The 24,143-nt window shown below is 63.3% G+C and carries 25 protein-coding genes and 1 tRNA gene; 11 read left to right on the top strand and 15 right to left on the bottom strand.

Annotated elements, in window-relative coordinates; translation table 11 throughout:
* Window positions 1-5: 5 nt before the first annotated feature.
* From B208_RS0105105 to B208_RS0105090, 4 genes are all read right to left on the bottom strand, one after another.
* Complete coding sequence (locus B208_RS0105105; protein ID WP_026177740.1) at window positions 6-1,277, bottom strand: ABC transporter substrate-binding protein; 1,272 nt, start codon at window positions 1,275-1,277, stop codon at window positions 6-8.
* 153 nt (window positions 1,278-1,430) lie between these two features.
* The gene (locus B208_RS0105100) at window positions 1,431-2,789 is read right to left on the bottom strand and encodes an ABC transporter substrate-binding protein (protein ID WP_007977418.1); all 1,359 of its coding nucleotides are present in this window, start codon (window positions 2,787-2,789) and stop codon (window positions 1,431-1,433) included.
* A 101-nt stretch (window positions 2,790-2,890) separates the two neighbouring features.
* Window positions 2,891-3,469, bottom strand: a complete 579-nt coding sequence (locus tag B208_RS0105095) for a CBS domain-containing protein (RefSeq protein ID WP_007977417.1) — start codon at window positions 3,467-3,469, stop codon at window positions 2,891-2,893.
* Between the two features lie 139 nt (window positions 3,470-3,608).
* On the bottom strand, window positions 3,609-4,367 hold the full coding sequence (locus tag B208_RS0105090; protein ID WP_007977416.1) for a GTP cyclohydrolase III: 759 nt from the start codon (window positions 4,365-4,367) through the stop codon (window positions 3,609-3,611).
* Window positions 4,368-4,550: 183 nt separating this feature from the next.
* Between B208_RS0105090 and udk the strand changes: the two genes are divergently transcribed.
* Window positions 4,551-5,288, top strand: coding sequence for a uridine kinase (gene udk, locus B208_RS0105085; protein ID WP_007977415.1), 738 nt, complete (start codon window positions 4,551-4,553; stop codon window positions 5,286-5,288).
* On the opposite strand, the gene B208_RS0105080 is transcribed toward udk, so the two are convergent.
* On the bottom strand, window positions 5,289-5,609 hold the full coding sequence (locus B208_RS0105080; RefSeq protein ID WP_007977414.1) for a DUF5785 family protein: 321 nt from the start codon (window positions 5,607-5,609) through the stop codon (window positions 5,289-5,291).
* A gap of 44 nt (window positions 5,610-5,653) precedes the next feature.
* Window positions 5,654-5,860, bottom strand: coding sequence for a helix-turn-helix domain-containing protein (locus tag B208_RS0105075; protein WP_007977413.1), 207 nt, complete (start codon window positions 5,858-5,860; stop codon window positions 5,654-5,656).
* 176 nt (window positions 5,861-6,036) lie between these two features.
* On the opposite strand from B208_RS0105075, the gene B208_RS0105070 reads away from it, so the two are divergent.
* Both B208_RS0105070 and B208_RS0105065 read left to right on the top strand, forming a co-directional pair.
* Window positions 6,037-7,014, top strand: a complete 978-nt coding sequence (locus B208_RS0105070) for a malectin domain-containing carbohydrate-binding protein (RefSeq protein WP_007977410.1) — start codon at window positions 6,037-6,039, stop codon at window positions 7,012-7,014.
* Window positions 7,015-7,077: 63 nt separating this feature from the next.
* Window positions 7,078-7,725: a TMEM175 family protein gene (locus B208_RS0105065; RefSeq protein WP_007977408.1), complete on the top strand. Its 648-nt coding sequence runs from the start codon at window positions 7,078-7,080 to the stop codon at window positions 7,723-7,725.
* 434 nt (window positions 7,726-8,159) lie between these two features.
* Here the strand turns inward: B208_RS0105065 and B208_RS0105060 are convergent.
* Window positions 8,160-8,242: transfer RNA gene (locus tag B208_RS0105060), tRNA-Ser, on the bottom strand.
* A gap of 147 nt (window positions 8,243-8,389) precedes the next feature.
* Between B208_RS0105060 and arcD the strand changes: the two genes are divergently transcribed.
* Window positions 8,390-9,838 (top strand): arginine/ornithine antiporter ArcD, encoded by a 1,449-nt coding sequence (gene arcD / locus B208_RS0105055; RefSeq protein WP_007977407.1) that lies wholly within the window; start codon window positions 8,390-8,392, stop codon window positions 9,836-9,838.
* Window positions 9,839-9,871: 33 nt separating this feature from the next.
* Here the strand turns inward: arcD and B208_RS0105050 are convergent, their stop codons facing one another.
* Window positions 9,872-10,624: a TIGR04282 family arsenosugar biosynthesis glycosyltransferase gene (locus B208_RS0105050; RefSeq protein ID WP_018128749.1), complete on the bottom strand. Its 753-nt coding sequence runs from the start codon at window positions 10,622-10,624 to the stop codon at window positions 9,872-9,874.
* Between the two features lie 68 nt (window positions 10,625-10,692).
* Between B208_RS0105050 and B208_RS0105045 the strand changes: the two genes are divergently transcribed.
* The gene (locus B208_RS0105045) at window positions 10,693-10,902 is read left to right on the top strand and encodes a hypothetical protein (protein WP_007977405.1); all 210 of its coding nucleotides are present in this window, start codon (window positions 10,693-10,695) and stop codon (window positions 10,900-10,902) included.
* A 104-nt stretch (window positions 10,903-11,006) separates the two neighbouring features.
* Here B208_RS0105045 and B208_RS0105040 read toward each other — a convergent pair whose 3' ends face one another.
* From B208_RS0105040 to aroC, 4 genes are all read right to left on the bottom strand, one after another.
* Window positions 11,007-11,636 (bottom strand): uracil-DNA glycosylase, encoded by a 630-nt coding sequence (locus tag B208_RS0105040; protein WP_007977404.1) that lies wholly within the window; start codon window positions 11,634-11,636, stop codon window positions 11,007-11,009.
* Window positions 11,637-11,667: 31 nt separating this feature from the next.
* Window positions 11,668-12,582, bottom strand: a complete 915-nt coding sequence (locus B208_RS0105035) for a DUF7504 family protein (RefSeq protein WP_007977403.1) — start codon at window positions 12,580-12,582, stop codon at window positions 11,668-11,670.
* Between the two features lie 355 nt (window positions 12,583-12,937).
* Complete coding sequence (locus tag B208_RS25025; RefSeq protein WP_073096567.1) at window positions 12,938-13,153, bottom strand: HalOD1 output domain-containing protein; 216 nt, start codon at window positions 13,151-13,153, stop codon at window positions 12,938-12,940.
* Window positions 13,154-13,340: 187 nt separating this feature from the next.
* Window positions 13,341-14,489, bottom strand: coding sequence for a chorismate synthase (gene aroC, locus B208_RS0105020; protein WP_018128748.1), 1,149 nt, complete (start codon window positions 14,487-14,489; stop codon window positions 13,341-13,343).
* Between the two features lie 104 nt (window positions 14,490-14,593).
* Here aroC and B208_RS0105015 point away from each other — a divergent pair, with 104 nt between their 5' ends.
* The gene (locus B208_RS0105015) at window positions 14,594-14,983 is read left to right on the top strand and encodes a hypothetical protein (RefSeq protein WP_007977400.1); all 390 of its coding nucleotides are present in this window, start codon (window positions 14,594-14,596) and stop codon (window positions 14,981-14,983) included.
* A gap of 3 nt (window positions 14,984-14,986) precedes the next feature.
* Here B208_RS0105015 and aroA read toward each other — a convergent pair whose 3' ends face one another.
* Both aroA and B208_RS0105005 read right to left on the bottom strand, forming a co-directional pair.
* Window positions 14,987-16,276 (bottom strand): 3-phosphoshikimate 1-carboxyvinyltransferase, encoded by a 1,290-nt coding sequence (gene aroA / locus B208_RS0105010; RefSeq protein ID WP_007977399.1) that lies wholly within the window; start codon window positions 16,274-16,276, stop codon window positions 14,987-14,989.
* Window positions 16,277-16,399: 123 nt separating this feature from the next.
* Window positions 16,400-16,936: a universal stress protein gene (locus B208_RS0105005; protein ID WP_007977396.1), complete on the bottom strand. Its 537-nt coding sequence runs from the start codon at window positions 16,934-16,936 to the stop codon at window positions 16,400-16,402.
* A gap of 111 nt (window positions 16,937-17,047) precedes the next feature.
* On the opposite strand from B208_RS0105005, the gene B208_RS0104995 reads away from it, so the two are divergent.
* The 5 genes from B208_RS0104995 (at window position 17,048) to aspS (ending at window position 23,586) form a co-directional block, all read left to right on the top strand.
* Complete coding sequence (locus tag B208_RS0104995; protein ID WP_007977394.1) at window positions 17,048-18,226, top strand: M24 family metallopeptidase; 1,179 nt, start codon at window positions 17,048-17,050, stop codon at window positions 18,224-18,226.
* Between the two features lie 161 nt (window positions 18,227-18,387).
* A complete protein-coding gene (locus B208_RS0104990; protein ID WP_007977393.1) occupies window positions 18,388-19,620 on the top strand; it encodes a carboxylate--amine ligase in 1,233 nt (410 codons plus the stop codon).
* Window positions 19,621-20,019: 399 nt separating this feature from the next.
* Complete coding sequence (locus B208_RS0104985) at window positions 20,020-21,081, top strand: ATP-NAD kinase family protein (protein WP_018128745.1); 1,062 nt, start codon at window positions 20,020-20,022, stop codon at window positions 21,079-21,081.
* Between the two features lie 53 nt (window positions 21,082-21,134).
* Window positions 21,135-22,163 (top strand): phosphate signaling complex PhoU family protein, encoded by a 1,029-nt coding sequence (locus tag B208_RS0104980; protein ID WP_007977391.1) that lies wholly within the window; start codon window positions 21,135-21,137, stop codon window positions 22,161-22,163.
* Between the two features lie 112 nt (window positions 22,164-22,275).
* Window positions 22,276-23,586 carry an aspartate--tRNA(Asn) ligase gene (aspS, locus tag B208_RS0104975; RefSeq protein WP_007977389.1) on the top strand — a complete coding sequence of 437 codons (1,311 nt, stop codon included), beginning with the start codon at window positions 22,276-22,278 and terminating at the stop codon, window positions 23,584-23,586.
* Between the two features lie 77 nt (window positions 23,587-23,663).
* Here aspS and B208_RS0104970 read toward each other — a convergent pair whose 3' ends face one another.
* Window positions 23,664-24,074 (bottom strand): DUF7528 family protein, encoded by a 411-nt coding sequence (locus B208_RS0104970; protein ID WP_007977388.1) that lies wholly within the window; start codon window positions 24,072-24,074, stop codon window positions 23,664-23,666.
* Window positions 24,075-24,143 lie beyond the last annotated feature (69 nt).

The raw sequence follows: 24,143 nt of genomic DNA, 5'->3' as shown, positions 1-24,143 counted from the left end.
CGCGCTCAGCCGAGCGCCTGTTGAATGACGGAGGAGTACGACGACTCCCCTTTGTTGAACGCCACCTGGTTAGTGACGTTGCCGCCTTGGTCCTGCTGGAACTTCTGTGCGAACTGGTTCGACAGTTGCTGGCCGTAATCGTTGTTGACGTACAGCGTCGCGGCGGATTGCGCGCCGATGCGCTCACCGGCGACCTGTGCCATCACTCCGCCTTGGAGCAGGTCGCTCGGCGCGGTGCGGAAGATGTAGTCGTCGTCCTGCAGGCGCGTGACGGTTATGGCCGTGCTGGACGGCGAACAGCCGACGATTTGGTTCGGGATAAACACCTCGCTCGCAACGGGGATGTTGTTCCCCGAGGACGCCGGACCGGAGATGGCGGGGAAGCCCGCGTTGACGAGGGCGTTCGCGCCGCTGAGCGACGCCTGCCGAGCGGTCTGGGTGTCCTCGACTTGCGTTTCGACTTGGAGGTCGACGTTCCCCTCGTTCACCTGCTGAATCGGGATTCTCGACGCCTGAATCATCGGGCCGCCGACGGACGCGAGGTCGCCGGTCTGTGGCAACAGGATGCCGACCCTGATGGTTCGACCCAATCCTCCCGGTGCGTTGTTCGCTTCCGGACCGCCCGCGTTGCTCTGGAACTGTCGGGTGTTGACGACTCGAATTCCGTCTTCGGTCTGCGGTGCGAACTTCCAGACGTCGTAGGCCGCGGACGCCGGGTCGCCGTTCGCGTCGAAGTTCGTCGAACTCGATGCGCCTTGGTAGTTGATGTCTTCGCCGTTCGCGGCGGCTTTCACGGCGTCGACCAAGTTTTCCGGGCCGTACTCGGTTCCCGGCGGATTGGCGACGCGACGCATCTGGTCGCGGATCTTCTGCCCGTCGTTCTCTCCCGCCGCCGCGTTGGCGAGGATGAGAATCGCCACGGAATCGTACGACTGGGCCGTGAACACGCCCGGCGGCGAGTCGTAACGGTCGCGGAACAGTTTCGTGAACGCCTGTTGGTTCGGACCGGCGGCGGCGGGTGCCGTCCCGGTCACGTTCTGCATGTTGTTACCTACTTCCTTCGGAAGGCTGGAACTCTGTAGCCCGTCCGGCACGAGGACGGGAACGTCCCGTCCGGTCGCGTAGAAGTCGCGGAACAGCTGAATTCCGCTCTCCGGATAGCCGATGACGGTGAGCATATCCGGTCCACCCCCCTGTTGGAGCGTTCCCATCAGCCCCACGGTTGTCGCTGCACCTGCCGCTCGAAGGTAGGCGCGACGGTCGATTTTCTGACTCATACCCGGTGGAACCCTCACCGTTCCGAGGGAAAAGTATATCTTAAACTATCATTATAGATGGCAGTCGGTTCATCGTCCGGCGGTCGATACACCAGCAGTCAGCGCGACTGACGTTTTTTCCCGAGAAAACGGCCGAACGAGTGAGACGCGCGGTCAGTTCGAACTCATCGCCTTCTTGATGACGGACGTGTACGACGATTCGCCCTTGTTGAACGACACCTTCTGGAGCATCGTGCCGTCGTACTTGTCGGTGAAGGTGTTCGAGAACTTGTCGGACAGCTGTTGACCGTAGCTGTTGTTGACGAACAGCGTCGAGGCCGTCTTGCCGCTCAATCGCTCGGACGCGACCTGTGCCATGACTTTGCCTTGGAGCAGGTCGCTCGGCGCGGTGCGGAACACGTAGTCATCGTCGTTCAGGTTCGTCACCGTCAGCGCGGTGCTGGACGGCGAACAGCCGACGATACCCTGCTTGATGTACACCTGCTGGCTCACGGGGATGTTGTTCCCGGACGACGCGGGACCACAGATGGCAGGGTACCCGGCGCTGACGAGCGCGTTTGCGCCGCTGAGCGACGCCTGTTTCTTTGTCTGTGAATCCTCAATTTGGGAGTCCACAGTGATGTTGATGCCGGCGTCGTTGACCTGTTTGACCGGTATCTTCGCCGCGTTTATCATCAGGCTCCCGGTCGACCCGAGGTCGCCGGTTTCGGGAAGCAGGATACCGACCTTGACTTTTCGGTTCTTGCCGCCGGGAGAACTGTCCGCCATCTTACCGCTCGGTTCGCCTTCGAATTTGATGGTATCCTCCGTCTTGATGCCACCGTCGGCACTGGAGTCGAACTTCCAAACGTCGTAGGCCGCGGACGCCGGGTCTCCTTTTTTGTCGAAGTCCACGACGCTCGATGCGCCTTGGTAGTTGATGTCCTCGCCGCGTGAGGCGGCCTTGACGGCATCCACGAGGTCCTCGGGGCCGTATTTCTGCCCGCCGGGATTGGCGACACGACGCATCTGGTCGCGGATTTTCTCCCCGTTGTTGGCCCCCGCTGCCACGTTGGCAAGAATGAGGATGGCAACTGCGTCGTAGGTGTGGGAGTTGAACACGCCTGGTTCACGGTCGTACTCGTCTTTGTACATCTCCGTGAACGCCTGCTGGTTCGGCCCGGAAGCCGCCGGCGCGGTCCCGGTGACGTTCGCCATGTCGTTGCTGACCTGCTTCGGCAGTTTCGAGTCGCGCAGGCCGTCGGGGACGATTATCTTCTGCTTCCCGTCGGTGCTCTTGTAGTAGTCGCGGAACAGCTGGATACCGCTCTCGGGGTAGCCGATGACGTTGATGACGTCGGGACCGCCGCTGTTCGTGCCGCCACCGCCTCCGTCACTGGTTCCGTCTCCATCACCGGTGTCGCTCGTATTGTCGTTTCCGGCACCGCCACCACCGATACAGCCCGCGAGTCCGGCGATTCCCGCCGTACCCAGGCCCTTCAACACGTCACGCCGTTCGATATCATATCGCATGGACAGGGATGGGTATCGACCCAGCCGATATAAATCTACCTTTAGCCGTTTTTAAAATTCAACAAATGCTACCATTTTTCGGAGAAGTAGGAGCGAGTCGGCTAGAAATCGCGGCAGTCGGCACAGACCAACTGTCCGTTGACGTTCGTCAAATCGTGGGTGAGCGCGCCGCAGACCTCACAGATGCTCTGATTCGTGTACTCGCTGTCCCCTCCGTTCGTCTCCATTCGTCCGCCGAGTTCGGTGTCCGCGGCTTGCCGTTCGCGCTCCCGTTCGTTGGAGCGCGTGATGCTCGGCGGGGATGCGGACGCCGAGATGACGTCCCGTTCGGTGAGGACGCCGAGCAGTTCGTCGTCGGCCCCGGTGATGATGATGCGTCGAATTCCCTGCTGTGCCATCATCCCGGCCGCGTCGGCGAGGCTACGGTCGGGACGCATCGAGATGACCGGCTTCGACATCGCTTCGGAGACGGTGGTTTCCTTGGGTTCTTCCTCGTCCGCGACGAGGGACAGTACGTCCGCCTCCGTCATGATTCCGACCGGTTCACGTCCACGGAGGACGACGACGCTCCCCACACCCTCATCCGACATGAGGCGAACCGCACCCAGCACCGTGTCGGATTCGCTGACCCCGACGTATTCCCGGGTCATCACGTCCCGCACTATGACTTCAGCGTCCATATGTGAACGTTTGACACAACCGTCCTAAAAAGTATCCCCGGCATCTTTATTCCCGCGTCCGTCGAATAGTACTAGCTACGTTTTCGGCCCCGAAACCGAGGTCTCGAATTCGGGGACGGCTACCCGAATTCGAAGACGACTACTCGAACTCGATTTTGCTGCCGGTCGCACGACACGTTTCCAACGCGTGTTTTGCGTCCATCCCGGCGTCCTGTGGCACCCGACCCTGACCGACGCCGACTTTCAGGTCGACTTCGACGCTCTCCTTGACGTGTCGAATCGCGTCCTCGTAGTCCGATTCGGTCAGATTCGGGCAGACGGCGATAACGTTGTCGCCCCCGACGAAAAACGAGAGCGAGTCGTGTGCCTCGCGCATGTAGCGCATCAGTTCGGCGTACCCCTGCTCGATGTGGATGAACGAATCGAAGGCGTTCACCTCGTCGGTGTAGTTGCCGGTCATGTCGTTCACGTCGAAGTGGGCGATCTGCACGTCGTCGTCCGTCCGGAACTCCTCATCTATCGTCCGACCGTCGAGAATCTCCCGGCGCGAGTGGTCCTGTGCGCTTCCGGCGTCCTGTAGCAGTTCCGTGGCGTCGTGAAGGGCCTGCACTGGATTCGTTCCGGTGGCGACGCTCAAACTGACGGTCACGGGATAGCGGTTGCCGACCGATTCCTGCACGAGCGCGTGGTCGTCCAGAGAGAGACCGTTCGTCACGGCCACCATGTTGTCGAATCGCGTGAAGAAGACGTAGCCCTCTCGGTTGCCGATGAGTTGCGAGAGGTCGGCGTACAAGCGCGATTGCAACGTTTGAAGGTCCACTTCCCGACGCGGTTCGGGCGTCACGGTCCACGGCCCGTAGTTGTCGATCTGAATCAACGTTATCTGGGCGTTCGTCACTGTTGGTCGTGCGTTGGCAGCACTATCGTATAAGCGGTCCTAATCGTGATTTGCGTCTCAAAAATGGGATGGTGGGGAATCGTTGGGGGATGGGACGGTGAACCGTGAGAATATCGGAACGTCAGTTCTCGGACCGATTCGGATTCCGGGGGATTCAAATCTCCCTTCCACCTGCACCCCACAATGAGTATCCCGTCGTTCGTCATCGGTATCGCGGGGGGCACTGGCGCGGGGAAGACGACAGTGGCCCGCGAGATAACGGAAGCGCGGAGTGATTCTGTCACTCGTATTCCGATGGACAACTACTACAAGGACCTCTCGCACCTCGACTTCGAGGAGCGGACGGAGATAAACTACGACCACCCGTCGGCGTTCGAATGGGAACTGCTCCGCGACCATCTCGACTCGCTGCTTTCGGGCCAATCCATCGAGATGCCCCAGTACGATTTCAGCGTCCACAACCGCAAGGACGAACGCGTCACGATCGAGCCGACGGACGTCGTGGTCCTCGAAGGCATCCTCGCGCTGTACGACTCCGAAGTCAACGAGATGCTCGACCTGCAGGTGTACGTCGAAACCGACGCCGACGTGCGTATCCTCCGCCGAATCGAGCGGGACGTGGTGGACCGCGGACGCGACCTCGAAGGCGTCATGGACCAGTACCTCTCGACGGTCAAGCCGATGCACGAGCAGTTCGTCGAACCGACGAAAAAGCACGCCGACCTCATCATCCCCGAGGGCGCAAACCGGGTCGCGGTCAACCTCCTCGAAGAGAAGGTCCGTGCGGAGACGCGAACGGAGCACGCGTGGGACGTCGAAGAAGAGATTCGACTCCCGACGGACGAGGGAACCGAGCGACCGGAAGCGCCCGCCGCGACACCCGACGGTGGCGGCGAGCGATGGTCGGAAAAGTCGGAGTAGTTAGGCGCGTTTCTTCTCGGGGTTTTCGCCGACCGGGTGGTAGTCCCAGAAGCCACCGGCCCGCATCGCGTTGCCGACGGCTTTGTGGAAGTCGGTTATCGTCTCGAACTCGGTCGGTTCGACGTATTCGAAGATGTCGCCGACGCTGACAACCTTCTTGTAGTTGATCCGAATCGGCTCGTCGGAGTGTTCCTCGACGAACTCGTCGCGTTCGAGCGGGAAGTCCTCGTCCTCGTCCAGTTTCTTCGCGAGGATAGCGAGTCCGTACTTTCGTCCTCCCTCGCTCCCTTCGTCACCATCCGGGTCGTGAGGCCAGTCCATGTTCGCACCTCTATCAGGGGAGAGCAAAAGGGTTGCTTTCTGTCTCACTTTCTCGGCGTGGGGAGTCCGTGTTCGACCAGACACCGATGACCGCGCCGAAGCCGTTCCGAGACGGCTTGGTGTGAGACGCCGAGTTCCTCGGCGAGGTCCGTGGTCGTCATTCGCCGTGGAATCTCGTAATACCCTCTGTCCATGGCGCTCCGCAACGTTTCGTGCTGTTGTTCGGTGCGTTCGTGCGGTTCGGTTACCATCGTCGTCCGCTTTTGGACGTTCTGTATCTCTAGCGGGAATTCGGGTGCATTCAAATGGGGGCGGTAAAATAACGCACGTACTTTCGTCTCGGTTGTACTTTAACCGGTGTATAATTAACTGGATGGCCTGCTGAACCTCGGAGCATGGCGCGGTATACGCGGGGGAGATGAGAAACATGTCAGGCTCTTCATCCGGAGGATTCATCCACGGGATACTTATCGGCGGTGGCGTCGTTTTCTTCGTTGCGGGAATACTGATCGTGACGGGGGTGCCGGGCGGCGTGCTCCAACCGGCGTCCGGCGGTGCGAACGACTCCACCAGTACCCCGGTCGAAACGACACAGACGACGCCGACCGCCACGACCACGACGGCAGCGCAAACGACGCAAACGACACGAACGACTTCGACCACCACGCGACCGTCCACCACGACGGCACAGACCACAACGACGACACAAACGACGACAGCGACGACGGCACCGAGTAAGACGGTTCGGTACCGTGTCAACGTCGGTGGCCGATGGCTCTCGTCGTCGGACACTGGCCCGAACTGGCTGGAAGATTCCGAAAACGACCCCGTTCGGTTCGGGAACGCGCGTGTCAGCGGCAGTCACACCAACGGAACGAACGACCCCATCGCCATGACGCCCGCGGTTCCGGCGGGCACGCCCGAGGCGATGTTCCAGAGTCGGCGGTACGACGCCGACACGAAGAACGACCGGACCGACGACACGGAGATGCAGTACCGCTTCCCGGTGCGGAGCGGGAAATACGAGGTCAGACTGTACTTCGCGGAGACGTATCTCGGTAACTCGGGCTGGAACGACCACAAGAAGGAAGGACCGCGGGAGTTCGACGTCGAAATCGAGGGCAACCGCGTCCTCCACAAGTACAACATGTACAAAGAACTCGGTCACGACCGGGGAACGATGAAATCGTACACCGTCACCGTCCGCGACGGCACCCTCAACGTGAAGTTCCTCCACCGGAAGGAAGACCCCATGCTCTCGGGCATCGAAATCGTCCGGGTGAACGATGGCAACGTGAACAACAGCCGCGACGGCTCGGACGGAACCGACGGATGGTCGTGGTCCCGCGACGTGCCCACCCAACCGCTCGCCGCGGTCACGGACTCGGGCTTCGAACCGGCGTAATTCCTGCTCGTCTATTTCGACGCGGAGATAGATAAAAGCGTGTGAACGTCGTACATCGGCCGCATGAGCGGCCTTCTTTCACGGGAGACGGAGGAGACGGAACGCCTCGTCACGTTCAGCGATGGCGTCTTCGCCATCGCCATCACGCTGCTGGTGCTGGACATCTCCGTGCCGACAGTCCCGGCGGGAGAACCGGCGTCGGTGCTTCCCACTCTCGTCTTCGAACAGTGGCACGAGTTGTTCGGATACGTGTTCAGCTTCCTCGTCATCGGGTCGTACTGGGTGCTCCACAGACGGGTGTTCGTGTACATCGAGAAGTCCGACAAACGCCTCGTCTGGCTCAATCTCCTCTTCCTCCTGTTCGTCGCGTTCGTACCCTACGCCACGTCCCTGTTCACCGCCTATCCCGACCGGTTCGGCGTCATGTTCTATGCGGGAACGCTCGCCGCCACGGGCTTCCTCCTCGCTGGATTGTGGGGCCACGCCGCACGGACACGCCTCGTACAGGAAGGGCTCCCTCCCCGTGCGATGGCCATCCGAGCTGCGCGATTTTTCGTGTCTCCGACCGTCTTCGTCCTCTCGATAGGAATCGCGTTCATCGACCCGTTCGTCGCTATTTTCAGCTGGTTGCTGGTCCTGCCCTTCACCGCCCTGTTCGAATCACGGCTCGTCAACTACCTCGAAGGAGAAACGGAAGAATCGACGTCGTAAACCGAACGATGGCTCGAACCGCCTCACTCGACGCTCACGATTCGTTCGCGTCGAGAACGGTGGGATTGGGATGTTGAACAACGCCCGAGAACCTGCACTCCGTGCAGAACCTCGGTCTAATTCAAATCCAAACGCCTCACTCGACGCTCACGAGTTGCTCGCGTCGAGAACGGTGGGATTGGGATGTTGAACCTCGTCCAGACATTCCTGCTCGCTCGCTATCGCTCGCTTCGCGGGCTGTGACTGGCCTGATTCAAACCCAATCGCCTCACTCGACACTCACGGATAGTTCGTGTCGAGAACGGTGGGATTGGGATGTTGAACCTCGTCCAGACATTCCTGCTCGCTCGCTATCGCTCGCTTCGCGGGCTGTGACTGGCCTGATTCAAACCCAATCGCCTCACTCGACACTCACGGATAGTTCGTGTCGAGAACGGTGGGATTGGGATTTGAACCCAAGAGGCATGACGCCACCTGCTTTCAAGGCAGGCGCAATAGGCCGCTCTGCCATCCCACCACGGGCGGGTGTACTCGGTACCGGGTCTAAGAAGTGTCGGTCTCGGTTCGCCGACGTATCCATCGAGATAGATTACGCGAGTGAAATATTATTCAAGGACATTGAATCACAACCGTTTAATTCCCCTGGTGCATTTCCCCGGGTACGATGTCATCACTGGATTTCGAGCCGCTGACGTACGACGAGTTGCCGGAGGACAGGCGACCTTCGTTCGGACAGGCGCTCTTGCCCGTCCTCGCCACGGTCGTCTTTCTCGCGGTCGGGTCGGCGTGGTTAGGGATGGACCCCCACATGCCGCTGTTGTGGGCCATCGCGTTCACCGGTCTCGTCGGCTACTACGTCCTCGGCCTCTCGTGGGAGGACTTGTACGACGGAATCGCGGACAGCCTGTTGATGGGGCTACAGGCCGTGTTCATCCTGTTCACCATCTACGCCCTCATCGCGACGTGGATCAGCTCCGGGACGATTCCGGGGCTGATGTACTACGGGCTGAAACTGCTGTCGCCGACCGTCTTCCTCCCCGTGACGGCGGTGCTGTCGGGACTCGTCGCCTTCTCCATCGGGTCGTCGTGGACCACGGTGGGGACGCTCGGCGTCGCCTTCATCGGCATCGGGTCGGGACTCGGGATTCCCGCGCCGATGACCGCCGGGGCCATCCTCTCCGGCGCGTACGCCGGTGACAAGCAGTCGCCGCTCTCGGACACGACCAACCTCGCGGCGGCGGTGACGAACACGAAACTGTACGACCACATCCGTCGCATGCGAACCGGGACGATGCTCGCGTTCGGCCTCGCCGTCGTCGGCTACGCGATTCTCGGCCTCCGGGCCAGCGGCGCGGTGCCGACCGGTCGCGTCGGGAACATCCAGCAGGCGCTGCTCGGAACGTACCACATCTCGCCGCTGGTGTTCGTCCCGCTCGTGGTGACGTTCGGGCTGGCGCTCCGAGGATACCCCGCGCTACCGTCGCTCGTCGCGGGAATCTTCTCGGGCGTCGGGACGGCCATCCTCGTCCAAGGGGCGTCGTTCACGGCCGCGTGGAACGTTGCGCTGGCCGGAACCGAACCGAAGACGGGTATGGAACTCGTCAACGGACTGCTCCAGAGCGGCGGAATCCAGGGTTCGGCGTGGACCATCAGCGTCGTCGTCGCGGCGCTCGCTCTCGGCGGACTGCTCGAGACGACGGGCGTCCTCGCCGTCCTCGCACACCGCCTCTCCGAGTCGGTCAGCAGCGTGGGCGGCCTGGTCGCCGGAACGGGTGCGGCCGCGATGGTGACGAACGTGCTCACCGCCCAGCAGTACATGAGCATCGTCGTGCCGGGAATGACGCTTCGCAACCTCTACGAGGAGCACGGACTCGACAGCAGCGACCTCTCGCGGGCCGTCGAAGCCGCCGGGACGCCGACGGGCGCGCTCATCCCGTGGCACGCCGGAGCCATCTACATGGCGGGTGCGCTCGGCGTCTCGACGCTCTCCTACGCACCGTACTACCTCTTCGGCTTCCTCTCCCCGGCCATCCTGTTCGTGATGGCGCTCACGGGGTGGCGGCTCGAAACCGAATCGTCGGAAAAAGCGGGTACGGTCCCGTCCGCCGACTGACGGACGTCTGAACAACGAACGAAGGAGACTGTTCTACCGAACCAACTTGCGTTCTCCGTCCCGTTCTTCGACGCGCACGCCGAGTTCGTGGAGGTACGACGCCGTGTTGACCGGGACGATTCGTTCCGCGGCGATACGCGCGTTCAGCAGGGGAATCAGCGACCGCAGGTCCTCGCCCGTCACCACGCTCGTCATCGAAGGGAGGTAGTCAACGTCGTGTCCGGCATCGACGGCGCGATGGGTTGCCGTTTCGAGTTCCGGCACGGTGTACACGTCATCGAAGTCGATGGTGCCCGTCGCGCCGAGGTAGTATAGTCGCCCGTCGTCCGCGGGGCCGAGGACGACCTCGCTCCGGCGGAGTTTCATCGCCGCGCTGTCGATCTCCTTCCGCGTCAGCATGGGCGCGGTGCCGTCCACGATGGCGACCGAAGTCACCCCCTCCTCTTCGAGCAGGTGCGTCGCCGTGTTTCCGGCGCGTCCCGAGAACGTCTCGCCGACCTGCACTTCGAAGCGCACGTCGCTCACGTCGTCGAGCGCTTCCTCGGCCAGCGCGCGGAGTTCCTCCTCGGAACTCCCGGCACCCTCGTACTCGTCCGGGATTTGGTCGTCGGGACGGTAGTTGACGAGCAGTTCGCCGCCGCTGTTCGCCGCCGCGAGGAACGTGTCCTTCAGCATGGCGGCGTACAGTTCGGTCGCCTCGCTCGCGGAGAGCGGCGACGTTTCGGGGAGTTCCGGCAGGACGAACCCTTCGCGCGGCGGGTCGGCCAGTACGGCGATGGTGGTCATACCCGCCCGTCGGTGCGGAAGCGCCTTGAAAGCCACCATTTTATGGCCTCCTCGTTCCAATTTCGCCCATGCACTGGACGAAACCCCTCGGCCTGCTCGGCGTCGCCGTTCTGGCGGTGCTCACGGTCGGCGCTCTCGTCGCGTTCGTCACGCAAACGCTCACCGGCGACGCCGTTACCGCCAGCATCGCCTCCATCGCCCTGCTCGTCGTGGCCATCGCCGGACTGGCACACGTCGGCGGTCGCTCAAAACGGTGGCGGCAGAACCCGTACTGGTAACCAAATCGAGACCGCTTGTCGGCCCTGTCGCTCTTTCGCCTGCCGTTATCGGCCGTACCGCCCTTTCATCGACTCGTATCGGCCGTGCCGCCCTTCGTCGGCCGTTATCGGCCCTGTCGTCCTTTCGTCTGGCGGTAGTCAGTCCCCATCAACTCGGCGAAGTGCTCGACGAACGCTTCCGTCTGTTCGTCCGTCTGTTCTTCGGGGTGTATCATCGGCACGAGTTCGAAGCCCCGCCCGCGAATCGTCGTCGCGTGGTCGTCAACGATGTCGATGTCCGCCGCGGGCTTCGTGGTGTATTCGGCGGCGATTTCGGCCAGCGCGCCCGCACCGACCGGGACGAGAATTTCGGGGTTTATCATCCGAATCTCGGCGTTCAGGTACGGCTCACACGTCATTATCTCGCCGTCGTTCGGCGGGCGTTCCGGGTGGTGACAGCGCGTCAGATAGGTGAGAAACGCGTTCTCGATTTCGGGTTCCTCGGCGTCCGCCGGGGACTCGTTCATGCCGAGCCGACCGAGAAGTCCCTGTAGTCGCTCCCCCGCCGCGTCGCCGGTGAACGGGACGCCGGTTTCGTCCGCCCCCGCGCTCGGCATCTCGCCGACGAACAGGAAGTCGGCGTCCACGTCGCCGTAGCCGTGGACGACTCGTTCACGGCGGTTACACAAATCGCAGTTCGTACACTCCTCGTCCATTCCGAAGGGGTTCGAGCGCTCCTCCTGTTTCGCGTTCATGCGTTCGCTTGTGCGGCGAGCCTAAAAGGGGCTACTCCTCGGCGAGGGCGAGAAACGACGCCGCCCATCGCGCGCCGTCACGCGCCGAGACGCGGTGGCCCCGTTCGTCGTAATCGATGAGGCCCGCGGAATCGAGTTTCGGGAGGTGAAGCTGATACAGCGTCGAGTAGTACTGGCGGTGCTGGGTGGATTCCGGTTCCATCTCGCCGATTTCGCGTCGTGCGACCGCCGTTGCCAACTCGTCGATAGCGACCGCCCCGTCTGTATCGAGAAGGTATCGAAGCGCGTCACGCCGACGCCTCGAACCGAGCGCCTCGAGCATGCCGTCGAGCGCGGGGCCGTCTCGGACCATCGTCGCGGACGAGCGAACGTCGCGGCCTCCCTCGTCGGTGACTTCGACCATCTCGTCCGCGAACACTCGTAGGGGAGCAATCTCCGAATCGTCGGCCGCGCCGTGATAACAGAAGTACCCGACGGCGTTCGCGTCCGCGAGTCGCTCGGAGACGGCATCGAAGAAGGGAATTATTTCGCGGGGTGAGACGTGCTCGAACGCGGTCGTGAGCGAGTCGAAAACGACCGTCGTCTCCCCGTCGTTCGCCGCGAGCGCGGACGCGACCGCCGATAGAATTCCGTCGAGGTCGTTCGGTCGGTGGACGGCTTCGACGGCCGCTTGTACGGTGCGTTCGGCGGATGATCCGTCCTCCGTGGGCGGTATCGCTCCGCCAACCTCGACGAGTCGAACCCGGTCGGGGAGCGTCCCGACGGAGCGTCGCCACGTTCGGAGGAACGACTCGGCGGACTTATCGCACGTCACGGCCACCAGCGCGTTCGTTTCGTCGTACGGGAGGGCGGGGAGAGCGTGACCTCCCGTACGACCGTCGTCGCTCGCCGGAGTGGTGACGAGGATGCATCTTCCTGCCTCGAAATCGAGATTCGCGTTCGTCATGGCGGCTGGTCTCGGTGCTCGTTCGTCGCGTGCGATAGCTGCTGGAGGGTCGTGGTCCGAGGGGAAAGGGTGAGATGATGTGTCATTGGTTCGGTTCTGTGGTTCGCGGTGGATGGGGGGATCGTTTTACGGTGAAGGGCGACACGGTCTCGCGCGTCAGCGGACGCTTCCGAAGCCATCTCTGACGGCGGAGCCGACCGGTTCAACCGCGATGACCGGTGCGAAATACGACGATCGGAGTACTGCCGTTCGCCGTCGTCTGTTCACCTCGTACGATGCAATTCGTAATAAGTTTATTCGTGAATAAAAGGGGGTGAGACTGCACGATGGCGCTCGTCGAACGGATGCGACAGTCTTAGTGGCCGCTCGTCTCGTCGTCAGTGGGTCGTTCACGGAGCAATACGTGCCCGTTCGAGTGTGCGAACACCGCGAAACCGTCCATCGCGAACGTGATGTGGCCCCGTTTTCGGCCTTTCCCTTCACGTGTGTCGGTAAAGAGCGCGTCGAGGGCGTCGGGGTCGATAACGTCAGCCAGCGGAATTCGAGTTTTGGTCGGGTCTACGCCTTGAATCGACGCGACCTATTCGATGACGGTTTCGCTCAGAAATCGTGGTGTCGCCGTGTCACAATACACGTGGTACGCGTGCGGATCGGAAGCGACGCGCGTCGGGGTGTTTGCTCCATTTTCTTCGCCACTGTCGACATTTGGTCTGTTCATCTACGATACAGCAGCAATATGTATCGAAAACGATATAAAATTACGTCTCAGGGCGGCTGGGATGATAGTCCGTTTCGTATGCACCCGGTCGGTCGTCCAGTCGGTCGGGATTGACCCGTCCGCCGAGCAACATGAAATCCACGAGCGTCAGCGCGAGCATGGCTTCGACCACGGGGACGCCGCGGGGCGGGAGCACGGGGTCGTGACGGCCGATGACCTGCACGTCCTTCTCCTCGCCGGTTTCCCAATCGACCGTCGTCTGGGTTTTCGGAATCGAGGTCGGCGCGTGGAGCGTAACCTCGCCGTAAATCGGTTCGCCCGTGGTGATGCCGCCCTGAAGGCCGCCGTGACGGTTCGTCACGGGTCTCGGGTCGTCGTTCTCGTCGAACTCCCACTCGTCGTTTCGGTCGTGTCCGGCCCATTCGCGTGCCTCTCGACCGAGCCCGAACTCGAAGGCGGTGGTCGCCGGTATGGACATCATCGCCTGTCCGAGTCGAGACTCGACGGAATCGAACCGCGGTGCGCCCAACCCGCGCGGAACGCCGCGCGCTTCGAAGTATATCGACCCGCCGATGGAGTCGCCCTTCTCTTGATAGTCGTCTATCAGCTCGCGCATCTCGGCGGCGCCGTCGGGGTCGGCGCATCGGACTTCGTTCTCCTCGCTGTGTTCGAGTATCTGCTCGAAACTCACGTCGTCGGAGCGCACGTCGCCGATTTGGTTGACGTGGGCTTTCAGTTCGATGCCGACGGACGAGAGTATCTTCTTGGCGATGGCTCCCGCCGCGACCCAGTTCACCGTCTCGCGCGCGGACGACCGACCGCCGCCGCCCCAGTTTCGCGTCCCGAACTTCGCCGAATAGGTGAAATCCCCGTGGCTCGGCCGCGGCGCGGTGATGAACGGTTCGTACTTTCCCGAGCGGGCGTCCTTGTTCTGGATGACCATTCCGATGGGCGTTCCCGTGGTGTAACCGTCCTGAATCCCGCTGTTGATGGTCACGGCGTCGGGTTCGTCCCGACTGGTTGATATCATCGACTGACCGGGTTTCCGTCGGTCCAAGTCGGCCTGTACGTCGTCGGTCGTGAGTTCCAGCCCCGCCGGGCAGCCGCTCACCGTGACGCCCATGGCTTCCCCGTGGCTCTCGCCGTAGGTCGTCACCTGAAAGAGGCGTCCGAATCGGTTTCCGTTCATTACCCGTTCCTCTGGCACCCTACCATTTAGAGGTTACAGGCCGCGGAACGTTTCGCCACGACGGCCGAAAGAAAATTTATAGCCGGAACGCGAAGACGGAGGCGATGAATCGGCGTCGATTCACCGCCCTGCTCGGTCTCGCAGGAAGTTTCGCGGGTTGTGTCAGTCGCCTTCCAGTCGATAACGGTGCCGACGCCGCGAAACCGGTGAGCCTCCGCGTTCGCAATTTCTTCGACGAGCGGCGGGTCGTCACGGTGACTATCGACGGAAATCGAACGGGCGACCACTACAAATCCGACTTTTACCTCTTTCCCGGATGGATAGCGAACCGTCGAAACATCCTCGAAGCGGACACCTACGAGGTGAACGTCCAACTCGACAACGGCATGTGGCGCACCGTGGACTGGCAGATGGAAGGCTGTGACACGAACGTCATTTTGATAGACGTCGGACCGGACGGAATCGGCGTCACCGCGACGTGCCAGAAGGACTGACCCTCAGCGCTGTACGCCCGCGCCGAGGTCGTAGAGGACGTCGAAGAAGTCGGGGAACGACACGTCGACGTGCTCCGCGTCGGCGACCATCGTCGTCCCGTCGGCGGCGAGTCCGGCGACCGCGAGCGCCATCACGATTCGGTGGTCGCCGTGCCCGTCCACGACCGAGCCAACGAGGTTCGATTCGTCGCCGTAAATCGTGAGCGCGTCGTCTTCCTCTTCGACGCTCGCTCCGAGGTTCGAGAGTTCTTTCGCCATCACGGCCACGCGGTCGGTCTCCTTGTAGCGGACGTGTTCGCAGTTTTCGATTCTCGTTTCGCCGTCGGCGATGGCGCCGAGCGCGGCGATGGTCGGAAGGAGGTCGGGCGTGTCGCCGACGTCGACCGTGACGCCCGAGAGCGATGACTGCCGAACCGTGAGCACGCCGTCGTTGCGGTTCCACTCGATGTCCGCGCCCATGCGGTCCAGCACGTCCACGATGAACGTATCGCCCTGTGCGCTCGGATACGCGCCCTCGATTCGGACGCGCTCGTCGTCATCGGCGGCGACCGCGCCCGCCGCGAGGAGGTAGGAGATGGAGGAGAAATCGCCGGGGACGTGGTACTCGCCGTCGCTCGGTTCGTAGAACTGACCGCCATCGACGCGGTAGCCGCCGTCGCGTTTCTCGGCGGTGACGCCGAAGTCGTCCAGCAACTCCAGGGTGATGTCCACGTAGGGGGCCGACTTGAGTTCCGTTTCGAGGTCGATGGTCACGCCCTCGTCGGTCAGCGCGCCCGCCATCAACAGCGCGGAAACGTACTGTGACGACACGTCGCCAGGAATCGACACCGTTCCGCCCGAAATCGGTCCCTTCAGGACGAGCGGCGCTTTCCCGTTGCCGCGGGTGCTTTCGCCGCGTCCGCCGAGTTGGTCGATTGCGGAGAGCATCGGTCCTTGCGGCCGCGAGCGGAGCGACGCGTCTCCCGTGAAAACGGTAATGCCGTCCACGAGCGCGGCCGTCCCCGAAACGAGTCGGGTTGTGGTCCCGCTGTTCGCACAATCGAGCACGTCCCCGGGGATCGTCGGTTCGCCGCCGAAGCCGTCGATTTCGATGGCCTCGCCGGTGTCGGTCACGTCGCCGCCGAAGGCGTCGACGGCCCGCATCGTCGCTTTCGTGTCGGCGCTGATGAGCGGGTCGAACACCAGCGCGCCACCGGAGTAGCCTGCCGCGAGAATCGCACGATGCGTGTAGCTCTTCGACGGGGGTGCCCGCGCCGTCCCCGAGAGTTCAGACTGGGAGATTTCGACGTCCATGTCCGACCCGTCTATCCGAACGGGTATCAGACTACCGCCCCCCGGAAAATATCGCCGGTCGGAGAGATTCCGCCGAGCGAAGATATCGCGCCGGTCGGTGCCGTCCCGACGGTCGGAGTCGCCTCACCTCACGATGGTGACGGGAACCGTGGCGCGTCCGGCGACCTGTTTCGCTACGCTGCCGAACAGGGTTTCGTAGCGCTCCGACGCGCCCCGATGGCCGACGAAGATGGCGTCGAAGTCGTTGTCCTCGGCGAACTCCGTGATGCGCTCGACGGGTTCGCCGTACAGCAGGCCGGTTTCGATTTCGACTCCCTCGCGCTCCGCGCTTGCTACTGCATCGTCGAGCAGTTCCTGCCCGCGGGTTTCCGCGTCCTCGACGCTCGTCAAGAGGAGTTCGCGGTCCGCCTCGGCGAAACTTGTCGGCGGTACGTCGCCCCCCGTGAACACCTCCGTCGGAACGACGACGTGAATCGCCGTGACCGAGGCGTTCGTGTCCGCCGCGAGGTCCACCGCGTAGTTCAGTGCGTCCGTGCTCGACGGCGAACCGTCGAGCGCGACCAAATACCCTCCCATGACGAGTGGTAGTTCGTCGTGAAGGAGGATGTGGATTTCGGCGGAAACTGGCGGTGGGTTCCGAGACCGCCGACGGGAAGACATCACGGTATTGCTCGAACCGTTCGGCAGTCCGCGGGTGGTTCCCGGGCGATGTTGCCGGGAACACGTTCGCGCTCCGACATCGTTTTGGTCGTCGCCTCTGTTTCGAACGACATGGCACAGGACCTCTCGGAATTGGATTCTGCCCTCGACTCGATGGGTGTGGACGGCTTCCTCATCGACGCCGATTCGACGGATTCGGACCAGTTGTATCTCTCGGGTTTCGACGCGCCGGACGCCTTCACGACGCTGTACGCCGATGGCGTCCACCTCCTCGTCTCCAGTCTGGAGTACGGTCGGGCGAAAAAGGAGAGCAACGCCGAAACCGTCTCCCGACTGTCGGAGTACGACTACTACGAGAAGATCGCCGAACACGGACCGGAGGCGGCGAAGAACCACATTATCGCCGAGTTCCTCGCCGACCACGGCGTCGAGTCGGTGGCGGTCCCCGCCCGGTTCCCCGTCGGAACCGCGGACGGACTGCGCGAGGCAGGCGTGACCGTTCGCCCCGACGACTCCTCGGTCCTCGTGGGCATTCGGGCGACGAAGACGGACGAGGAGATAGAACACGTCCGCGTCGCCCAGAAAGCGAACGAGGCGTCCATGCGCGCCGCCGAGGACCTGCTCGCGGCGGCGACGATAGAGGACGGCCTGCTCTACTACGAGGGCGAACCGCTGACCAGCGAGCGCGTGAAAGAGGAGATAGAGGTGACGCTCCTCCGCCACGGGGCCGCGCTTGACGAGACCATCGTGGCTTGCGGCGCGGCGGCGGCGGACCCGCACGACCGCGGCAGCGGCCCGCTCGCGGCGAACGAAGCCATCATCATCGACATCTTCCCGCGCGACAAGACCTCGAAGTACCACGCCGACATGACCCGGACCTTCGTCCGCGGCGAACCGTCCGAGGAGATACGCGAACGCTACGAACTCACGCACGAGGCGTTCGACGCGGCCTTCGACGCCCTCGAACCCGGCGCGACGGGCGAGGACGTGCACGCCGCCGTGTGCGACGTGTACGAGGCGGCGGGCTACGACACGCTCCGGAGCAACCCGAACGCGGAGACGGGATTCATCCACAGCACGGGTCACGGCGTCGGTCTGGACGTCCACGAGGACCCCCGACTCAGCCCCAGCGGCGGCGAATTGGAACCCGGCCACGTCGTCACCATCGAACCCGGCCTGTACGACCCCGAAGTCGGCGGCGTCCGCATCGAGGACATCGCCGTCGTCACGGAGGACGGCTACGAGAACTTCACCGACTACCCGATTCGACTCGTGGTGGACGAGGAGTAAGCCGAACTCGATCGGCGAGCGACCCCGATTTTCGATTCGGTTCTCAATTCCCTCCTTCTCAATTCTCTCCTCTTCGTTCTTGTCTCCGTTTCTGCACCCGAGATACCGGCGGCTTTCACCCGGTCGAACAGCCTTTAGGTACCCCTCCGAAAATCGAATCCATGGCCGACGAATTCCGTTCCTTCGAGGGGCTTCGGCGCACGCTCGCCGAGACGACGTTCGACAAACCACCGGCGATAGTCTGCAACGCACACGTCACCGGATTGAGCGTGGCTCGCGCGCTCTCCGCCCACGACGTACCCGTCATCGCCATCGACCGGGACGGCCTGGGCGTCGCACCGCCCTCCGACGCCGTGGACTTCGCCGGACGGGTGACGTTTCCGCTCGACGATGCGGCGGGGTTCCGCGAGGACGTGGAAGCGCTCGCCGCCGAGTTGGACCACGAACCCGTCGCGTTCCCGTGCATGGACGAATGGGTCCACGCATTCGCCGGGACGGAACCCGAGGGCGTCCGCCTGCCGTTCGCCGGTCGGGAGACCATCGACGCCGTTCTCGACAAGGAGTCGCTCTACGCGAAAGCCGAGGAGCTGGGCGTCCCGTACCCCGAGACCTACCGCCTCTCGGAGACGGACCCGGAGGACGCGGCCGACGCCCTCGGTTTCCCGCTGGTGGTCAAACCCGCCCGCAAACGCGAGTTCGAGGAGGCCGTCGGCACCAATGTCATCGAGGTTGCAGACCGGGAGGAGTTGGCCGACGTGACCGCGATGGCCGACGACGCCGGAATTCGCGTCATGGCACAGGAGAAGGTGAACATCGCGGCTGGACGCGACTGCTCACTCGCCTCCTACGTCCCCCGGTCCGGCGACCCGGTGACGTTCGTCGGCAACGCCCGCGTTCGCTACCCGCGAGCGTTCGGCACCTCGTGTCTGGTTCGAGCGACCGACCAGCCCGAAATCGAGGACCGCGCGCTGAAGGTGCTGGACGAGACTGGCTATTATGGCATCAGCGAGTCGGAGTTCGTCTACGACCGGGACCGCGAGGAGTACGTCCTCCTCGACGTCAACACTCGTCCGTGGAAGTGGATTTCGCTGCCCGTGCAGGCCGGTGCCGACCTGCCGGGGGCCGCCTACGCCGAAGCGGTCAGTGAGACGTTCGAATCCGACGAGACGCACGACGCGACGTGGGTCTATCTCGCCGACTATCTGAAACTCCTGTCGAGCGAGGCCGGGTTCTCGGACGTGCTGTCCGCGGGGCAGTGGGAATCGTTGCTCTCCGTCGGATTCGAGGATTCGGACGACCTGACGACCGGCGTGTATCGACCCAGCGACGTCGGTCCCGCCTACCGGCTCGTGAAGACCGAGTTCGGAACCAGCGACTACTACTGCTCCTGTTAGCCCGATTTCGGAGTAGTCCGGTCGCCCGTCGATAATCGGCAGTTTCCTCGCGTCTGTTTCTCTCGCGACGGCTTTTCTTTTCGCCGTCTCGTCGCCTCGCCTTGCCGTCTCGTCGTAGCGTTTCTCGGGGGACGGCTGGCGGCGAGCATCCCGCACCGCACCCGCACCCGTACCGCCGGTGTCCCCACTCCTCCCCGCCAGCGCGGGGATGCGCTCGCCGTTCGCGTCGCTCCCGCCTCGCGCGAAGCGCGCTGGCGCATCCGTTCGACTGGCGAGGAGGCCGTAGTGACGCGGATGGACGGGGACGGCGAATGGAGGACATCCCGCGACGAAACGAGTCCGGGGTCCGACTGTCGGTACCCATACGCCTTTCCTTCGGGGTGCCCAAGCCCCAGCCATATGCGAATCGGCGTGGTCGTCAACCCAATCGCTGGCATGGGGGGACGAGTCGGCCTGAAGGGAACCGACGGAAAGGTCGCGGAGGCGCGGGAGCGCGGAGCGGAGCGACGCGCTCCCGACAGGGCCGTTGCCGCTCTGTCGGCGCTGTACGACCGCGCGCCGGACTCCGAACTGCTGACCTACGCTGGCGAGATGGGGGCCGAGGAAGCGCTGGCGGCCGGGTTCGACCCCGAAATCGTCGGCGAACCCGGCGAGGAGGAAACGAGCGCGGCGGACACCCGCGAGGCGGTTCGCCGACTGGTCGCGGACGGCGTGGACCTCGTTCTGTTCGTCGGCGGGGACGGAACCGCCGTGGACGTGGCCGAGACGCTGGCCGAGGTCGAGGCCGACGCGCCGATGCTCGGCGTCCCCGCCGGGGTGAAAATCTACTCCTCGGTGTTCGCGGTGACGCCGAAGGCGGCGGGACGGGTCGCGGCGTCGTTCGACCGCACGGAGGAGCGCGAGGTGAACGACATCGACGAGGAGGCCTACCGGGCGGGCGAGGTGCGGGCCGAACTGAAAGCCGTCGCCAGCGTTCCGGTGGCCGAGTCGCTCCAGTCGGGAAAGCAACTCGGGGGCGGAACCGTCGAGAGCCTCGCGGCCGGGGTCGCGGACGACGTGCAACCGGGCGTCACCTACGTCCTCGCGGGAAGCATCGTCGGAGCCATCAAATCCGAGTTGGGGTTCGACGGGTCGCCGCTCGGCGTGGACGTGTGGCGCGACGGGGAGGTCGTCGCCCGCGACGCGAACGAGGAGGAACTCCTCGCCGCGCTCGGCCGCGTGAACGTCATCGTCGTCTCGCTCATCGGCGGGCAAGGGTTCGTCTTCGGACGCGGAAATCACCAGATTTCACCGGCCGTGATTCGGCGGTCGGACGTCGAAATCGTCGCCTCGAAGACGAAACTGGACGGCCCCGGCATCCTTCGGGCGGATACGGGCGACGTGGTGGTCGACGAGTCCTTGCGCGGTTGGTGGAAGGTGCGCGTCGGGCGGTTCGAACGACGAATGTTGAAACTATCGTGAGGCATTTAGTGACATACGGTGAAGTTTAAGGCTTTCTACGCGGATACAAGGATATGGAAACACGAAAGGTACAGCGGCTGGGTCCATCGACGTTGGCGATGACCCTTCCGGCGGAGTGGGCACAGCAACACGGGGTCGAGAAGGGCGACGAAGTGTCCCTTCGCATCAGCGGGAAGGGGACGCTCACCGTCCTGCCCGAGTCGGCCCACGACGAGGAGTCGGAGGCGACGATTCACACCGAGCAACTGGACGCTGATGCGGTCGAACGCGCCATCGTCGCCCAGTACGTCCTCGGGCGGCGCGTCATCCACGTCGTGAGCGAGGACACGCTCGAAAGCAGCCACATCAACGCCGTTTACAACGCGGAGACGCAGTTGATGGGGTTGGGCGTCATCGAGGAGACGCCGGAAAGCATCGCCATCCGGTGCTCCGTGGACCCCGAGGATTTCGACTTGGACAACCTGCTGGAGCGGTTGGAGAACACGGGCAGCACCATGCGCGGCGAGGCCGTAAAGGCGCTCGCCCACGGCAACCCCGACCTCGCCCAACGGGCGCTCAACCGGGAGCGGCAGGCGAACAAGATATTCGTCCTCCTCTTGCGTCTCATCTTCACGGCACACGAGAACCCCTCCATCGCCCGCGCCATCGGGTTGGACAGCGGTTTCCCGCTCATCGGCTACCGCTCGATAGCGAAGAATCTCGAACTCACGGCGGACAACGCGGAGGACATCGCGGATATCGTCCTCGAATCGGAGGGACACACGCTCGAAGTCGATAGCTCGACGATGCGCCGCATCCGGGAGTTCACGGACCAGGTGGACGAGATGACCGCGCTGGCCGTGAAGGCGAGCGTCGAGCGCGACTACGACATGACGCTCGAAGTCAGGCACAAGTTCCACGAACTCGGCGACCGGGAGTCGGACATCCTCTCGGACCTCCCCGAGATGTCGAACGACGACCTGCTCGAAGTCCGGGACGTGCTCGTCAGCCTCCAGCACACCGCCCAGTACGCCATGCGGAACGCGGAAATCGCGGCGAATCTGGCGCTCAACGAGGAGAGCGAGCACACGACCATCAACTGAGTCGAGCCACCCGGATTATCCCGATTATTCCACCGATTTGCGGCCCGTAGTCGGAAGAATCAATAGCCGCGACTGACTCGGTGGGAACACGATACGAAGCGTAGTCGAGACAATGATAGAGCGAACGTATTCTGACGACATCACGGCGGAACAGGACGGCGAGACGGTATCCATTGCGGGACACGTCCACGACATTCGAGACCTCGGTGGACTCTCCTTCGTCATCGTCCGCGACCGGGAAGGGCAGACGCAGGTCGTGTTCAAGGAAGGGAACGACGAGGACCTCTTCGAGGCGGCGAACGACCTCGGGAAGGAGGACGTCGTTCGAATTACCGGCTCGGTGAAAGCGAGCGACCAAGCGCCGGGCGGCGTCGAACTCATGCCGTCCGAACTCGAGGTCATCAACGCGGCCGAATCGCCGCTGCCGATGGAAGTGGCGAAGGACATCGAGTCGGACCTCTCGACGCGGCTCGACAACCGGAGCATCGACCTCCGGAAGCCGGAGGCGTACGCGGTCTTCTCGCTCCGCTCGAAGCTCGTCAACGCGATGGAGGAGTGGTTCGACGGCGAGGGATTCCGTAACGTCGATACGCCCCTGCTCTCGCAAGAGGGTGCGGAGGGCGGCGCGGAACTGTTCCCCGTCGTCTACTACGGCGAGGAAGTGTTCCTCTCCCAAAGTCCCCAGTTGTACAAGCAGATGCTCATGGCGGCCGGATTCGACAAAATCTACGAAACCGGGACGGCGTTCCGCGCGGAAGCGTTCGCCACCTCCCGGCACGTCTCCGAAATCTCGATGTTCGACGTCGAGTTGGCGTACATCGACGACCATCACGACGTGATGGACGTTCAGGAGGAGTCGCTTCGCCACACGCTCGAACGGGTGAGCGAGAACGCGACGGACGAACTGGAGACGCTCGGCGTCGACCTCGCGGTACCGACCGACCCGTTCCCGCGCGTCACGTTCGAGGAGGCCCGCGACATCCTCGCCACGGAGTTCGACCACGTGCCGGAGGACGAAACCGACCTCGACACGAAGGGCGAGAAACTGCTCGGCGAGTACTTCGAGGAGCAGGGCCACCCCGCCTTCTTCGTCGTCGGCTACCCGGACGAGAAGTTCTACTACAAACAGGACGTGCCGGGCGACGACATCGCCTCGCGGAAGTTCGACCTCATCTACAAGGGCCAGGAACTCTCCTCGGGCGGTCAGCGTGAACACGATATCGAGACGATGAGCGAGTACATGGAAGACCAGGGTGCGGACCCCGAGAACTTCCACTTCTACCTGGAGGCCTTCCGGTTCGGCATTCCGCCCCACGGCGGCTACGGCCTCGGTATCGACCGACTCGTCCAGAAGGTCGGCGAGCTGGACAACATCAAAGAAGCCATCCTCTTCCCGCGCGACCCCGACCGCGTGACGCCGTAGACGCGGCCGATTTTCGACCGACTTCGCGCCCGTTTTTCGACTTTTTCACACCGTTCGATGCGTTCCGCGTCGGCACCTCAGTCGGCGCCGACCTCCGTCGTTCCGGTAGCGACGGCCACCTCGTCCTCCTTTTCCGCGGTCAGCGGGTTTCGTGAGGATATCCGACACGGGAAATCGGGGTGTTCCCCGAAGTGTCGAATGAGCAGGTGGCGGCGCGACCCCGTGATTCCGGTTCTGCCGACGTCCTCCGCGGTGAACTGCGCGGGGAGCCGGTCGAACAACCGCGCCATCGCGTCGAACGTTTGGAACACCTTGGCGTTCCCTGCGGAGTCGGCACCGCGGCGGGAAACCTCGTAGCTGCCGTCTTCGCGGAACGTCCCTGCCGTGCGGAAGAACTCGCGGCGCTCGGTCAGCGCGTCGCCTACCGCGTCCTGCAGGTCGGTAGCAGTTTCGCGCGATAGCTCGAAGGTTTCGCCATCGATGTCCACTCGAATCGATTCACCGTCCCGCGTTGCGGTTACGGTATTCTCATTACGGGAGAAGAACTCGACCAGGAG

It is taken from the genome of Haladaptatus paucihalophilus DX253 (genome assembly GCF_000376445.1).
Classification (GTDB): Archaea; Halobacteriota; Halobacteria; order Halobacteriales; family Haladaptataceae; genus Haladaptatus; species Haladaptatus paucihalophilus.
This window is presented reverse-complemented; position numbering and strand designations above follow the sequence as displayed.

Excerpts from the sequence above, each read along its gene's own strand:
- B208_RS0105105 (WP_026177740.1), bottom strand. The coding sequence starts at position 1,277 with ATGAGTCAGAAAATCGACCGTCGCGCCTACCTTCGAGCGGCAGGTGCA.
- B208_RS0105100 (WP_007977418.1), bottom strand. The coding sequence starts at position 2,789 with ATGCGATATGATATCGAACGGCGTGACGTGTTGAAGGGCCTGGGTACG.
- B208_RS0105095 (WP_007977417.1), bottom strand. The coding sequence starts at position 3,469 with ATGGACGCTGAAGTCATAGTGCGGGACGTGATGACCCGGGAATACGTC.
- udk (WP_007977415.1), top strand. The coding sequence starts at position 4,551 with ATGAGTATCCCGTCGTTCGTCATCGGTATCGCGGGGGGCACTGGCGCG.
- B208_RS0105080 (WP_007977414.1), bottom strand. The coding sequence starts at position 5,609 with ATGGACTGGCCTCACGACCCGGATGGTGACGAAGGGAGCGAGGGAGGA.
- B208_RS0105075 (WP_007977413.1), bottom strand. The coding sequence starts at position 5,860 with ATGGTAACCGAACCGCACGAACGCACCGAACAACAGCACGAAACGTTG.
- B208_RS0105070 (WP_007977410.1), top strand. The coding sequence starts at position 6,037 with ATGTCAGGCTCTTCATCCGGAGGATTCATCCACGGGATACTTATCGGC.
- B208_RS0105065 (WP_007977408.1), top strand. The coding sequence starts at position 7,078 with ATGAGCGGCCTTCTTTCACGGGAGACGGAGGAGACGGAACGCCTCGTC.
- arcD (WP_007977407.1), top strand. The coding sequence starts at position 8,390 with ATGTCATCACTGGATTTCGAGCCGCTGACGTACGACGAGTTGCCGGAG.
- B208_RS0105050 (WP_018128749.1), bottom strand. The coding sequence starts at position 10,624 with ATGACCACCATCGCCGTACTGGCCGACCCGCCGCGCGAAGGGTTCGTC.
- B208_RS0105045 (WP_007977405.1), top strand. The coding sequence starts at position 10,693 with ATGCACTGGACGAAACCCCTCGGCCTGCTCGGCGTCGCCGTTCTGGCG.
- B208_RS0105040 (WP_007977404.1), bottom strand. The coding sequence starts at position 11,636 with ATGAACGCGAAACAGGAGGAGCGCTCGAACCCCTTCGGAATGGACGAG.
- B208_RS0105035 (WP_007977403.1), bottom strand. The coding sequence starts at position 12,582 with ATGACGAACGCGAATCTCGATTTCGAGGCAGGAAGATGCATCCTCGTC.
- aroC (WP_018128748.1), bottom strand. The coding sequence starts at position 14,489 with ATGAACGGAAACCGATTCGGACGCCTCTTTCAGGTGACGACCTACGGC.
- B208_RS0105015 (WP_007977400.1), top strand. The coding sequence starts at position 14,594 with ATGAATCGGCGTCGATTCACCGCCCTGCTCGGTCTCGCAGGAAGTTTC.
- aroA (WP_007977399.1), bottom strand. The coding sequence starts at position 16,276 with ATGGACGTCGAAATCTCCCAGTCTGAACTCTCGGGGACGGCGCGGGCA.
- B208_RS0105005 (WP_007977396.1), bottom strand. The coding sequence starts at position 16,936 with ATGTCTTCCCGTCGGCGGTCTCGGAACCCACCGCCAGTTTCCGCCGAA.
- B208_RS0104995 (WP_007977394.1), top strand. The coding sequence starts at position 17,048 with ATGGCACAGGACCTCTCGGAATTGGATTCTGCCCTCGACTCGATGGGT.
- B208_RS0104990 (WP_007977393.1), top strand. The coding sequence starts at position 18,388 with ATGGCCGACGAATTCCGTTCCTTCGAGGGGCTTCGGCGCACGCTCGCC.
- B208_RS0104985 (WP_018128745.1), top strand. The coding sequence starts at position 20,020 with ATGCGAATCGGCGTGGTCGTCAACCCAATCGCTGGCATGGGGGGACGA.
- B208_RS0104980 (WP_007977391.1), top strand. The coding sequence starts at position 21,135 with ATGGAAACACGAAAGGTACAGCGGCTGGGTCCATCGACGTTGGCGATG.
- aspS (WP_007977389.1), top strand. The coding sequence starts at position 22,276 with ATGATAGAGCGAACGTATTCTGACGACATCACGGCGGAACAGGACGGC.